Genomic DNA, 12,637 nt, shown 5'->3' on the forward strand with positions numbered 1-12,637 from the left:
TCTCCGCTTCCGGACGCCGCGTTGGCTCTCTCGAAGCGAGCCGTTCCAACCGTAACAGCGCAATCTTCGGCAGCGCAGTAACTTACGCGTCTTCCGCGCGCAGTCGCATCGTTTCGGCGCGCAGCATGCTTTAACAGAAGCGTTCAACTCGCCCGCAGGCATCACGCCTCGCCTCGCTCGCAACGAGGCTGAAAGGACGCACGCTCATGAACTCCACATTTCGGCGCATCGACGATCTCGCGATCGTCGACGCCGCGCCCCAAGACTACGCTCCGCTCCTCGCGGACGATCGCTTCGACGATCTCACCTGCCGCCGCTACACGACCGGCGATGCGGCGCTCCGCGACGCCGACTCCACGCGAGCCACCCTCTGGATGGTCAACCTGCGACTCCCCGACATGTCGGGAGTCAGCTTCTTACAGCTGCTTCGTCAGCGCGGGCAACGCTGCCCCGTCTTCTTGATTGCCGATGAGCACTCGCTCGAAGACGAACTCGCCGCCCGCGCGGCCGGCGCCTCGGCTTATCTCTGCAAGCCGGTGAACGGCGCCTGGCTCCGCTTATGTCGCGACGCCGTTTCACGAGCGGCCCTTCGCCGAGGCGCACCGCAATCGATGAGTTAAGCGTCTCGGCTCCTTGCCCTGCAGAGGCCGCTGAACCGCCAAGCAACACAATTCAAACTACGCCAATCATCCACGTCTCGCGAGCTCAGCGAGGCCACATGCAAAGGAACTGACTCATGACCGTAGCCTACGTCCTGCCGTTCGATTTGGAAGAAGAACTCGGCGAACTCACCGGCGACCTAGCGACCTTCCAGAAGTTGCGTCGCAACCGCGATGGGCAGATGCCAGTCGGCCGCGATCGCGCTCGGCATCGGAGCAGTCGCCGCAGCCAGCCGTGGCAAGCTCGCCGCGAGAGTGCGCTGCGCCGGAGCGACAAATAGGCGAGTTGCCGAAACTACTCTCCCCTGAGGGGAGAGGCAGGGTGAGGGGTTCTGCTACGAGCTTTTCCGCTTCATGCGGTTGCCGACAAAACAAATCCCTCCCCGCTGCTTCGCAGAACTCCTACCGCCCTGCGCTCGGGCGCCTAGGTCGCCCGTGCTCAGTTGCTCTCTCTGCAAGGGAGAGAAACACTCGCACCTCCCACAGAAGTCACCTCTTCAATTTGGAGTGATCTCATGACACCACGCTTAATTCCGCGCATCTTCCTTGCCGCGCTCGCGGTCTGCAGCGCCGTCGGTCTCCTGCCGTCAACAGCGCATGCCGTTCCCATCTCGATCTACAACACCGGCACGGACCCCTCGAACAACGCTTGGGCCGGCATCGGCGTCCCCGACATCCACTACTTCTACACCCTCTCGCAAACCACCGGCGTGCCGGTAACCGTCGACCATACCAACTGGCCGATCTTCGGCGGGCCATGGGTGCCGAACAACCCGAACTCGCGGTGGATTGGGCCCAATGCCAACAGCCAAGGCCCCGCCGGCGCCTACACCTACGCGACGCAGTTCGTGCTCCCGCCGCTCACTAACCTCAGCACGGTGAGCGTCAGCGGCCTGTGGGGGACCGACGATCCGGGGGTGAACATCGAGATCAACAACATCTCCACCGGCCAACTAAGCGCTGGCTTCACGACGCTCGTCCCGTTCAGTATTACGAGCGGGTTTCAAATCGGCGTCAATACGATCGAATTTCTCGTCTCGAACGCCGGCGGACCGACCGGACTCCGCGTCGACAAGGTCGTAGGCTCGTATCAACTCGTCCCCGAGCCCGCAACGATCGCGCTCGGCGGCATGGCGCTCACGGGAATCGTCGCGCTGCGGCGACGCGGGAGGGCAACGTCTCTGTAGACCGCTGCGAGCTACCGCTGACGACCTTTTCATTTTCACGCCGACAAAAACTCATTCTCAGGAGCTGATCTCATGCGTTCCACGTTTTACGGTCTCGCCACCGCTCTGACGCTTGCCTTCACACTCGTTCAATCGTTGCCGCAAGCCGCGGCCGACCCGCTGCCGGGCCGCGATCTGCTAAAGTTCACGCAGAAGCCGATGATCAACACGCTGATTCCCGACGTCAACGGCACCGTCAACACCTACATGGGGCACGACGAGCTGAGCACCGCCTACGGCTTCACGCAGCAACCCGGACAAATCCCGTCGGTCTACCAAGGCAAGTTCATGGCGGACGACTTCGCCGACAACCTCACCAGCCCGGTCGTCCACGTGAAGTGGTGGGGCTCGTACAAGAACGACTTCATCGACCCGCAGATGCCGGTGAACAAGTTCCTCATTTCGTTCGAGAGCGACATCCCTCAGGGGCCGAACACGCCGTTCAGTCGCCCCGGCACTCCGCTGCTCAACCAAGTCGTGCAGCGCAACCCGGCCGGCAATCCGCTCGCTCCGACTTCAGGCACCTTCGCCGAAAAGCTGATCCGCGGCCCGGATCCGATCCTGGGCGAATCGCTCTACGAGTACAACGCCGAGCTGCACCTCAATCTCGACTTCCCGGAAAAGAAGGACACCGTCTACTGGCTGAAGATCGTGGCGATGGTCGACGTGGTTCCAGGCCTGAGCTTCCCGGCCGGCAATCCGAATGCGAGCCTCACGCCGGTGACGCAATGGGGCTGGCACAATCGCGACTACACCCAGCAGAACCCGCTTGCTTCGCCGAACGTCTCGCCCGGCGAAACGGTCGTCGGCCAAGTCGGCATCGGCACGCCGGTGTGGCACTTCCAGGATGACTCGGTGGCGGGCGACGTCCGCATCTTGCCGACGACCGCCGGCTACCTCTCGCCGCAGGTCGATCAGCAGAATATGCTGCCGCAGAAGTACGTCGACCTCGCCGACGGGCCGGCGAACAACAACGCCGCCTACCCGCCGATCAGTACCTTCTCGAAGGACTTGGCGTTCGAGTTGTACACGGTGAACGTGCCGGAACCGACGAGCGTCGCGTTGCTCGCCTGCGGCATGATCGCGATCGCCTGGCGGCGGCAGTCGATCACGTGAGCGAGGCCTCAGCTTGATTTCGGCCTCCGGCAGAGAAGCTATCTCAAGAGCGATCTGCCGGAGGCTCTAAAAACGCACCTAGGTGGTTCCCTCTCCTTGAGGGGGAGGGAGCCAGAGAACTCAAATTGTGAATTGCCCTGGCCGCGGGTTCGCCTGCGGCCAGGGCCGTTTTCGTTATGCTTGGCTTCGAACAACTCAATGTAGGAGCGGCGAACCCAGCTACTTCAGTTCCGCCTCCACAACTACGGCGCGGTGATCGGAAGGGTAGGGGGTGACGACGATGTCTGCCCGCTCGCTTCGCTCCCCCACAATCTCGGCACTTTTTAATTCGATGTCTTTCGGGGTGGCGAACACAAAATCAATGCGATCGTGGTGATCAGCCGGATCATCCTCTGCTGTAAGCACCGTCCACGTGAAGCCCGGCTGCTGCACCGGATCGGGGTAGAGCGTGCGATAAGCGTCGACGAATCTTGCCTCCTGCAGCATCGCGGTCGCGGGCCAGCAGACCACCGCCGGGTGCAAGCCAACGGCATGCGCGGCTTCGGTCCAATCGAGCGCGGGCGGTTCGTTGAAATCACCAGTGATGAAAATTGGCTTCCCCTCGCCGCGCACTGCTTCAATTTCGGCCAGCATCGACTTCACTTGCGACTCGCGAGCGTCGCGTGCCGACTTCACCGCCTCTTCAGCCGTCTCAAGAAACGGGGCGTCGGCGTACGGAATCTTCAGCAACTGGTAAGGCTGATAGGGGGCGTGCGCGAAGTGGGCGTTAAACAGCCAGAACCGCTCGCCCGTCGGCAGCTCGAACTCAACGCCCCACTTCTTCGGCGTCGAGCCGACGATCTTGTAACGGCTGATGACGCCCGTGTCGTCATCGCCTTGGTCGAAGTAGTTCCAACCGAGTTGCTTCGCCAGCAGTGCGGCCGCGTCGCGGCGGACGCCGTCATGCTCGCGCCCATGCGATTCCTGTAGGCCGACGACGTCAGCGCGGGCCGCTTTGATCACCGCAACGGTTTGCTCGGTCGGCTGCCCGCCCGATTCGCCGCCAACCCAAATATTGAAGCTCATCACCCGCACTGATTCGGCGTGCGCGACGTGGGCAGCGACGAGCAGAACAGCGCTCAGCAGCGCTGAAGGAAGAATCCGAGCAAGCGGCATGGTTTGTCTTTCCCGATGAAGAGTCCCGGCTGTATCCTAGTGACGCACGCCCGCCGCGAGCGGCGAACCCGACGGGCGGCGCCCCATAGTCTACTTTTCTTGCGGAGCAATTTGAAATGCGCCGGATCACGCTGCTCGGAACGGGCCTCATCGGCATGTTCTACACGATGTCGCTGCACGGACGGCGCGGCCGCGATCGCGTCGAAGTCGTCTACTCTCGCTCGAACGACCGCGCGAAGGCCTTCGCGGGCGAGTGGGGCGTCAAACGCTTCACCACCAGCATGGAAGATGCGATCCGCGATCACGACACCGACACGGTGATCGTCGCCCTGCCGAACCACCTGCACGAAGCCGCCGTCATCGCCGCCGCCGAGGCTGGCAAGTCGGTTCTCTGCACCAAGCCGCTCGGCCGCAACGCCGCGGAGGCGCGGCGGATGCTCGAAGCGGTCGAGCGGGCCGGCGTCTTCCACGGTTATCTCGAAGACCTTTGCTACACGCCCAAAACGCTGCACGCGCTCGAATCAGTCCGCGGCGGCGCCGTCGGCAAGGTGCTGTGGGTTCGCTCGCGCGAAACGCACGGCGGTCCCCACAGCGATTGGTTTTGGAACAAGGAACTCTCCGGCGGCGGCGCCATCATCGACCTCGGCTGCCACTGCGTCGAAATCGCCCGCAGCTTTATCGGCAAAGAGATTCGCCCCGTCGAAGTGATGTGCTGGGGCGACACGCAGGTTCATCCGATCGACGCCGAAGATCATGCCGTGGGGCTGGTGAAGTTCGAAAACGGCGCCGTCGGTCAGTTTGAAGTGAGCTGGACCTTTCGTGGCGGCATGGACCTTCGCGACGAAGTGGCCGGCACCCACGGCACGATCTGGCTCAACCATTGGCTGCGAACTGGGCTCGAAATGTTCACCGCGATCGGGCAGTCGGGCTACGTCGCCGAGAAAGCCGAGTCGGCCACCGGTTGGCTCTTCCCCGTCGGCGACGAGCCGGGAGCGCTCGGCTACGTCGATATGTTCGCCGACATGTTTGACGCGATCGAAGATGGCCGCGCCCCACGTGAAACCTTCTATGACGGTTACGTCGTCAACGCCATTCTCGACGCCGCGTACGCCTCGCTGGCGTCACGTCAGTGGGCGCCGGTAGAACTGCCGATTTGGCGCGGTGCCGCGTCGTCCGTAAATGTTGCCGCGATTCGCGACTACGACGCCGAGCACATCCTTCTCAAAGAAGAGCGGATGATGGACGGCAGTCTCAAGCTCATCGTCCGCAACAAAGCGACCGGCGAGATCTCCGAACGCCGCGAGTAGCGTTCGCATTCCCGTAGCCGCGGGTCAACGACCCGTCGGAGCGGAATCAACTGACCTTAGAACGCCCCCACAGCTTTCGAGAACGCCAACGGCGTTCCACAACAAAGCCCAGGGTCGCGCAGCGCACCCTGGGTTGAAGGTCCATTTCAAGAGTGATACCCCAACGGGGTTTCACAACGTCCAGCTTTGGCGGCGGCGGTTTTGTAACCCCGTGGGGGTAACCGTGCTTGTCGACGATTGTCCCCAGGGTGCGCCGCTAGCGCGGCGACCCCGGGCTCCGATATTCAACGCCTTCGGCGTAAGCAACCGCGGGGCGTTGCCCCGCGGTTACTGCAGGACGCGCTGGTCTTTTAGCTGCACGCCGCTCAGCTGGCGTTGCCGCGATTCGTTCAGCAAATAACGAATCGTCTCAGCCGCGGCGGGAATCGGCAGCCCCTCGGGCCGAATGTTCGAAACGCAATTCCGTTGGGCGTCGGTGTTGCCCAACTTAGGGTCGTAAACCAAATAGGCCCCAAGACTATCGGGCGAACCGAGCCCAGGGCGTTCGCCGAGCAGCATCAGCGCCAACTGCGCTCCCAGCAGCGCCCCCACTTGATCCTCCAGCGCCACGCGTCCGAAACGGGCGACGACGATCGGCGCCACGCGACAACGATCGGCCCGTAGCAACGGCAACAGCGAAGCGAGCAGCGGCGCCGCTTGCGTCTGGACGGCGAGCGCCGACAGCCCGTCGCTCACCACAATCGCCAAATCAAATCGCTCCGGCGGGGCTACGAACCCTTCGAGCAACTGCTGCGATGCGGGAGCTAGCCGGCGCCCGCGGTCGGGCCGCTGCAGGAACTCCGCTCGATCGCCGGCCGCGCTGTCGACGATGAACGTCTGCACGCCAAGCGCCGCGATCTCGCCCGCCAATCGTTCGGCGTCGAACTCCACATGCACGGCGTCCCGCGCCGCGGCATGGGCGGATTTGAAATCGAGCCATTCGTGCGTCGGCAGGCTCCCGCCCGCGCGGCCAAGGGCGATGCGTGCGCTCGTCGCGCTGCGCAGCTCAGACCACGGGTCGTTCGTGACGGAGTTTGATTTCTCGGGCAAGTTCTCAGACATTGCTAGCGCGGCTCGCCGCCTCCCAGCAACTTGTGCTGTCCCTCAATCGGCAGCAAGCGACTCCCGTCGTCGGTGATCTGCATCGCCTCAAGCCACTCTTCAAACTCGGGCGCCGGCCGCAAATCAAACAGCTGCCGCAAGTAATGGCTGTCGTGAAATGAAGTCGACTGGTAGTTCAGCATCACGTCGTCAGCGCCCGGCACGCCCATGAAATAGTTGCACCCCGCCGCGGCGAGCAGCGTTAGTAGGTTGTCCATGTCGTCCTGGTCGGCCTCGGCATGGTTCGTGTAGCAGACGTCGCATCCCATCGGCAGGCCAAGCAGCTTGCCGCAGAAGTGATCCTCAAGCCCCGCGCGAATGATCTGCTTGCCGTCGTACAAGTACTCGGGCCCGATAAAGCCAACAACGGTGTTCACCAGCAGCGGCTCATAGCGCCGCGCGACCGCATAGGCCCGCGCTTCGAGCGTCTGCTGATCGACGCCGTGATGGGCTTCGGCCGACAGGCACGAACCTTGGCCGGTTTCAAAATACATCACGTTGTCACCGACCGTGCCGCGGTTGAGTTCGCGCGTCGCGTGCAGAGCTTCCTCCAGCAGAGTGAGCGTGACGCCAAAACTCGCGTTCGCCGCCTCGGTCCCCGCGATCGACTGAAAGGTAAGATCGATTGGCGCCCTACGCTCGATCGCCGCCATCTGCGTCGTCACATGGGCAAGCACGCACGATTGCGTCGGAATCTGGTATCGCTGAATCAGTTCGTCGATCATCATCACGAGCCGAATCACCGCGTCAACCGAGTCGGTCGCCGGATTGATCCCAATGACGGCGTCGCCGCAACCATACAACAGGCCGTCGAGGATCGACGCGCCGATCCCCGCCGGATCGTCGGTCGGGTGATTCGGCTGCAACCGAATCGCCAGTCGCCCATGCAGGCCGAGCGTGTTGCGGAAGCGGGTCACAACGCGGCACTTGCTCGCCGCCAGAATGAGATCCTGGTTCCGCATGATCTTGCTGACCGCGGCGACCATCTCCGGGGTCAGCCCCGGCGCGAGTTCGGCAAGCGTCTCCACATCGGTTTCATAACGCAACAACCAATTGCGGAAGTCGCCAACCGTCAACTCAGCGACCGGGGCGAACGCCTCGCGATCGTGAGAATCGACAATCAGCCGCGTCACTTCGTCCGTCTCGTACGGAATCAGCTGTTCTTCCAAGAAGCGCGTGAGCGGCACGTCGGCGAGCGTTATCTGCGCGGCGACGCGCTCGCGATCGTTCTCCGCCGCGACGCCGGCGAGGTAGTCGCCGCTGCGCGCGGGTGTCGCTTTCGCCAACAGTTCCTTCAGCGAGTGGAACGTGTAGCTGCGGTGGGCGGCAGCGATGTGGTAGGTACTCATGCGTTAAGCCGTTTTCGCTGCAGGTGGCTTCCGGCGCCAGAGGGGCGATAACACGCAGGCCGAGAGCACGAGCCCGATCAGCAGCACGCGGAACAGTGGCGACCAATCGTCCCCCTTCGTCAGCATCCCCGGCAGAAATCCGCCAAAGATCCCGCCAATCGAACCGACGCCGTTGACGAAGCCGATCGCCGTCCCCGCGCCGCGCTTCGTGCCAAAATCCATCGACGCCGTCGCCGAGATCACCGAATCGGGCCCGAACAAAAACGCGCCGACGCAAAAGAAAAACGCCGCCATCGCCCACGCACTTTCCAGTTGCGTGAGCCCCACGAGCAGCACGCCCGCCGTCGCGAGCAGCGACAACATCGCCGCCGGCGCCCGCCGCGATTGAAATAGCAGGTCGCTCACATAGCCGATCGCGATCACCCCCACGACGCCGCCAATCGGCATCGCCGCCGCCGTGAACGCGCTCGTCGAGGCGTCGCTGCCGAGGCTTTCCTTAACGTATAGCGGCCCCCAGAAAATGAACACGTAACGCGTTAGCTTCACGCAAAAGTACGAGATCGCCAGCAGCCAAATGCTCGGCGAACTCAACACTTCGCGAATGATCGCCGACGAGCCTTCGGGGGCCGGTTCAGCGGGCGACTCATCATCCAGGAGCGATTCAGGCTCGCCGTGGTACTGTTCAATCGACGGTAAGCCAAGGTCTTCGGGCCGATCGCGCAGCAAAAACCACGCCAGCACACCAACGACGCCGAGCACCGCCGCCGCGCTCCAAAACGCTGCGGGCCAGTATTCCACGACCTGCGGCGCGCCGTCGGCGTCGGTCCGTTCGCTGCTAAACAACCGCATCATCGCACCGCCGAACATCAGCGCGATCGCAGGGCCGAGCGAATAGCAAGTGCACCACCAACCGACGACGCGGCCCCGCTCGCGGAGCGAGAACCAGGCGCTCATCGTTTTGTTGACGTTGCTCCAACCGGTCGACTGAGCCACGCCCTGCAGCACGGCCAAGATGATAAAGGTCCAGAATGTCAGCGAGAACCCGCCCACGATCGCCGCGAACACGCTGAGCGCGATGCCGAAGAGCAATACGATGCGCGGCCCGTACTTATCGCCGAGCGAACCGAACGCAAACTGCCCCAGCATATAGACGGTGGAGTAGACCGAATTGACGCGCCCCATCTCATCGCGCGTGAGGCTCACTGCCGAGCCTTCGAAGGCCGGCTTGGCAATGTCGAAAGCCTGCCGCGTAAAGTAAAAGGTGGCGTAGATGAGCCACGTGATGCCGAAGGTGATCCGCCGCCACAGTTCGTATCGAGGATTCAACGGGCGCTCCTGCAAGGTCCTGATCAGTCGACGACGGCGATGCGACGAGCGCTCGGCGACCGCGATGATACCCGCGGCCCCGACGAGTGCCAAACAATTCCGCCGCCGCGACGATGTCGGTGCGCAATTGCTGGGCCAAGAATGCGGAAACAGTCCGATGCCGTCGCTGAATCGATCTGCTAAGTGAAGATTTCGCGTAGGACGATGCCGATCGTCTAGCTGTCGAAAGGCCTGAGTTGCAGTTGCTCGCTTGCCCGTTTCGCAACTGGATGTTCCTTGAACAACTTCCACACTAACCCGCTCCGAGCGTTTTCGATGGCGATCAGCAGCGGCCCCGCATCGATGGCAACGTTGTCGTCGCAAGCTCGCGGCGGCGCCAAGCTGAAGCTATCGACGAATCCGTATCCGCCGCGCGAAGGATCGCGCCATGCGAGCGGCTTTCCGTCGCCGTCTTTGAGATCGCGGAACGCGCGCATCGCAGCTAAGCTCTCCGCAGGGGTGAACATAATTGAGCAGCCAGCCGCGTAAGGGGCGATGACGCCGCCGCGCCAATCGTCCCTTTCCGCAAGATTGGGCGTCGTCACTTGGACCAGGTAGGTCTCGCGATCATTTTCGAAACCCATGCAGGGGCTCACTCCCCACCGCTCGTTGCCGAAAGTTTTGTACGTCGTCGCCAGTTCCAAGCAGCGGCTCCGATGCACCGCTAGCGCCTGCCGCGAGTTCTCGAACCAGTCGACGCCCGGCGCCTCGACGCCGCAGCGTTGCGGATCGTCGACGCCGCAACGCCGGTAATCGATCCAGCAGTGGCTAAAGAAATAAGTAAACGGCGTCCCGCTCGGCGAAGCGATGAACGGCGTCTGATCGCGATGCGAACGGAACTCTCTCTTCAAGCGGTAGTAAACTTCAGCCGGCATCGCGTAGGAAGGATTCTCGGCGCCCGTCGCGAGAAAATAGATCAGCCGTTCCTCATCGCTCGCTGCTTGCCATGTACTGGGAATGAGCTTGCCCGGCCCATCGACCGAACGATTATCGACAGGCTGCCACCCCATGCTGAGAAAGCCAGTGCTCGGATCAATAAATGCGCGCCAGTTCGTCTCCTTCCCGATTTCATCGACTAGCCGCGTCGCCTCGCCGGGAAAGGCGCTGGCCGCCGTCATGGCTCCCGCCAACAGTAATGCGTGATCGACAGTGCTCGCTTCGTTCTTGAAATCAACGTAGACGCCCCCCGAGTTGGCCTCCACGAAGTGAAAATAGACGCCTTCCCGCCGAACTTCGCGCCGCTCGCGCAGCGCCTTCAGCGCCTTGATCGCCCGCGCCTCTCCTTCCTCGCGACTGATCCAGCCGCGCGAAACGCCGATAGGCAAGGACGCCAGCTGAAATCCGACTCCCGCAATGCTTGCCGTTTGAGCAGTACGGCGATCCTTCGCTAGCCCGCTCGGCTCGCCGATCTCATTCCAGAAGTAGTTGAAACAGCCCCGTTGGATCTCATCGAGCAACGCGATATCGCTCGGAGTGAACTCGTAGTCGATGCCTGAGTTCGCATCGACCGGAACAGGCACTTCGTTCGTTGACTCAGGCGCCTCTTCAGATACAGGCGCCGCAGGCGTGGCCTCGACGGCTTCATGGGCGTCGATGAACCCGTTGCCGTCACCGTCGAGTTCCGCAAACTTTTCCGGCGAACCCAGGAACTCTCGCCGGCTCACATCGCCGTCGCCGTTGAAGTCTGCCGCGCGGAACCATGACGGCGCCTTGTTCTCCTGCGGCGCCGCGACGCGCGGCGGCAAGAAGAACTGATCGTCGCCGCCCGTCGCTCCGCGCACGAAGGCGACGATCATCGCGTACGGCAATTCGCCCGCCGCGAGCGCCCCGTCGCCGTTCGCATCGCGGGCCGACAATCGCTCGCGGCACATCGCCATCTCGCGGGCGCCGAGCCGGCCGTCGCCGTTCGCGTCGATTAGTTCGAACAACGCATCTTCGCGATCGTGCACGAAGAGTTCGATCTGATCGCGTTCCGCCGCGGCGTTGCCGCCCATTTCTCGAAAGTTCGCCCCTGACGCATCGGTCGCCGAGAATGCCAGCCGCGTGCCGCCGAGATCGAAATCAAGCCGCCCGGCCGGCGGCGTTCCGAGCGTCTTCAGTTCCGCTTGATGATCGACAAGCGTCACCGCCGCCGTCCCCGCCTCCATGGGCCGATCTCCGGTCGCTGTCGCGAAGTCAACCTTGATGCGAAGATGCGGATCGATCGTCCGCAAGCGATCAAGTTCGTCGCGATCGAGCCACTCCTCGCCCGACTTATCAAGCTGCGCGAACAGCTTCGGCAAGCTGGCGAAGCTCGCCGGACTGAGCGCCTGGTGAGACGAGTAGAGATCGGGCAGCAAATAATCGAGCCGCTCGATCACGTACCCCGGCTGCAAATGCATTGCCGCGTCGCGGGTCGATTCGTCGCTAGCGCCGCCATTTTGCCCGATGAGTTGTTCGCGGAGCGTCGCGAGTTCCGCCATCGTCAGCGACTGGTCGTCGTCGGCGTCGAGAGCGATCAGCGCCTGCCCGGCGCCGGTCAGTTCCGCCGCCGACAGTTCGCCGTCGCCATCGCGATCGAGGAACTGCCAGACCCGCGATGTGGTCCGCGCGTTCGGCACATACGCGCGGCTGCTGCGAATCTTGAATGCCGCGGCAGGCGTACGGCCATCGCGGCCGAGCCATTTCGCCGCCTCGCGACGATCGACGTGGGCGTCTTCGTTGAGATCGTATTCGTCAATCGCCTCGCGCTGTTCGCGGGCGCTCATCTCAGGGCGGCCGGGCGACTGCTCCTCGAAGTATGCTTTATTGTCGAGCAATTCCTTCCACGTCGGTTCACCGTTGCCGTCGCTATCGGCCGCGGTGAGGAGGGCGTCGATTCGCGCTTCGAATGCTTCGTTGAACGGCCGGCCGTCGAGCGTCATCGTCACGTCGACCAGTAACGGTCCGCCGGGCGTGAGAATGGCGATCCGCTCCGGCGGCGGAGGAGGGGAGGGGGGAGCATTTGCAGACTCCTTCGCCGACTCCGCCAACTTCGCCGTTTCCTTCTTTGCGGGTTCTGGCCGAGCTTCGGCGGTCGGCTTTGCCTTGTCCGCGGCGCGCGCGTCGGCGGCGGCCGGTTTAGCGCCGGGATTGTCGTCGTTGACTGCCTTCGCCGCCTCCGCAACTTCAACTTCGGGCGGCTTCTTCGCGGTCGCTGCAGCGGCTTTCGCCTTGGCGGAATTCGTGGTCGGCGCTGGCGGCGCCTTTGCCGGCGTTTGTTTCTCCGCACAACCGGCGACGACCACGAGCAAGTAGCCAATCAGCGACCATCGCAACAAACGGGGCACATCGATTCCTTC

General features: G+C 63.1%; 10 protein-coding genes. 5 read left to right on the forward strand and 5 right to left on the reverse strand.

Going from position 1 to position 12,637, the window contains the following annotated elements; all coding sequences use genetic code 11:
- The first annotated feature begins 206 nt into the window (after positions 1-206).
- From ACQY7R_RS08340 to ACQY7R_RS08355, 4 genes are all read left to right on the forward strand, one after another.
- A complete protein-coding gene (locus ACQY7R_RS08340) occupies positions 207-620 on the forward strand; it encodes a response regulator (RefSeq protein ID WP_428305148.1) in 414 nt (137 codons plus the stop codon).
- A gap of 116 nt (positions 621-736) precedes the next feature.
- Positions 737-940, forward strand: a complete 204-nt coding sequence (locus ACQY7R_RS08345) for a hypothetical protein (protein WP_428305149.1) — start codon at positions 737-739, stop codon at positions 938-940.
- A gap of 234 nt (positions 941-1,174) precedes the next feature.
- The gene (locus ACQY7R_RS08350; protein ID WP_428305150.1) at positions 1,175-1,846 is read left to right on the forward strand and encodes a PEP-CTERM sorting domain-containing protein; all 672 of its coding nucleotides are present in this window, start codon (positions 1,175-1,177) and stop codon (positions 1,844-1,846) included.
- A 72-nt stretch (positions 1,847-1,918) separates the two neighbouring features.
- Positions 1,919-3,001, forward strand: a complete 1,083-nt coding sequence (locus tag ACQY7R_RS08355) for a PEP-CTERM sorting domain-containing protein (protein ID WP_428305151.1) — start codon at positions 1,919-1,921, stop codon at positions 2,999-3,001.
- Between the two features lie 219 nt (positions 3,002-3,220).
- On the opposite strand, the gene ACQY7R_RS08360 is transcribed toward ACQY7R_RS08355, so the two are convergent.
- Positions 3,221-4,156 (reverse strand): endonuclease/exonuclease/phosphatase family protein, encoded by a 936-nt coding sequence (locus tag ACQY7R_RS08360; RefSeq protein WP_428305152.1) that lies wholly within the window; start codon positions 4,154-4,156, stop codon positions 3,221-3,223.
- A gap of 116 nt (positions 4,157-4,272) precedes the next feature.
- Here ACQY7R_RS08360 and ACQY7R_RS08365 point away from each other — a divergent pair, with 116 nt between their 5' ends.
- Positions 4,273-5,463 carry a Gfo/Idh/MocA family protein gene (locus tag ACQY7R_RS08365; RefSeq protein ID WP_428305153.1) on the forward strand — a complete coding sequence of 397 codons (1,191 nt, stop codon included), beginning with the start codon at positions 4,273-4,275 and terminating at the stop codon, positions 5,461-5,463.
- Between the two features lie 327 nt (positions 5,464-5,790).
- Here ACQY7R_RS08365 and eutC read toward each other — a convergent pair whose 3' ends face one another.
- The 4 genes from eutC to ACQY7R_RS08385 all read right to left on the reverse strand — a co-directional run bounded on the left by eutC (position 5,791) and on the right by ACQY7R_RS08385 (position 12,625).
- Positions 5,791-6,564: an ethanolamine ammonia-lyase subunit EutC gene (gene eutC, locus ACQY7R_RS08370; protein WP_428305154.1), complete on the reverse strand. Its 774-nt coding sequence runs from the start codon at positions 6,562-6,564 to the stop codon at positions 5,791-5,793.
- A gap of 2 nt (positions 6,565-6,566) precedes the next feature.
- Positions 6,567-7,952, reverse strand: coding sequence for an ethanolamine ammonia-lyase subunit EutB (locus ACQY7R_RS08375; RefSeq protein WP_428305155.1), 1,386 nt, complete (start codon positions 7,950-7,952; stop codon positions 6,567-6,569).
- 3 nt (positions 7,953-7,955) lie between these two features.
- The gene (locus ACQY7R_RS08380; protein WP_428305156.1) at positions 7,956-9,278 is read right to left on the reverse strand and encodes an MFS transporter; all 1,323 of its coding nucleotides are present in this window, start codon (positions 9,276-9,278) and stop codon (positions 7,956-7,958) included.
- A gap of 215 nt (positions 9,279-9,493) precedes the next feature.
- Positions 9,494-12,625, reverse strand: coding sequence for a glucoamylase family protein (locus ACQY7R_RS08385; protein WP_428305157.1), 3,132 nt, complete (start codon positions 12,623-12,625; stop codon positions 9,494-9,496).
- Between the last annotated feature and the right edge of the window lie 12 nt (positions 12,626-12,637).

The sequence above is a fragment of the Lacipirellula sp. genome, from assembly GCF_965279485.1.
GTDB lineage: Bacteria > Planctomycetota > Planctomycetia > Pirellulales > Lacipirellulaceae > Lacipirellula.

Bases quoted from the DNA above. Each gene is read 5' to 3' on its own strand.
- ACQY7R_RS08340 (WP_428305148.1), top strand. From the start codon at position 207: ATGAACTCCACATTTCGGCGCATCGACGATCTCGCGATCGTCGACGCC.
- ACQY7R_RS08345 (WP_428305149.1), top strand. From the start codon at position 737: ATGACCGTAGCCTACGTCCTGCCGTTCGATTTGGAAGAAGAACTCGGC.
- ACQY7R_RS08350 (WP_428305150.1), top strand. From the start codon at position 1,175: ATGACACCACGCTTAATTCCGCGCATCTTCCTTGCCGCGCTCGCGGTC.
- ACQY7R_RS08355 (WP_428305151.1), top strand. From the start codon at position 1,919: ATGCGTTCCACGTTTTACGGTCTCGCCACCGCTCTGACGCTTGCCTTC.
- ACQY7R_RS08360 (WP_428305152.1), bottom strand. From the start codon at position 4,156: ATGCCGCTTGCTCGGATTCTTCCTTCAGCGCTGCTGAGCGCTGTTCTG.
- ACQY7R_RS08365 (WP_428305153.1), top strand. From the start codon at position 4,273: ATGCGCCGGATCACGCTGCTCGGAACGGGCCTCATCGGCATGTTCTAC.
- eutC (WP_428305154.1), bottom strand. From the start codon at position 6,564: ATGTCTGAGAACTTGCCCGAGAAATCAAACTCCGTCACGAACGACCCG.
- ACQY7R_RS08375 (WP_428305155.1), bottom strand. From the start codon at position 7,952: ATGAGTACCTACCACATCGCTGCCGCCCACCGCAGCTACACGTTCCAC.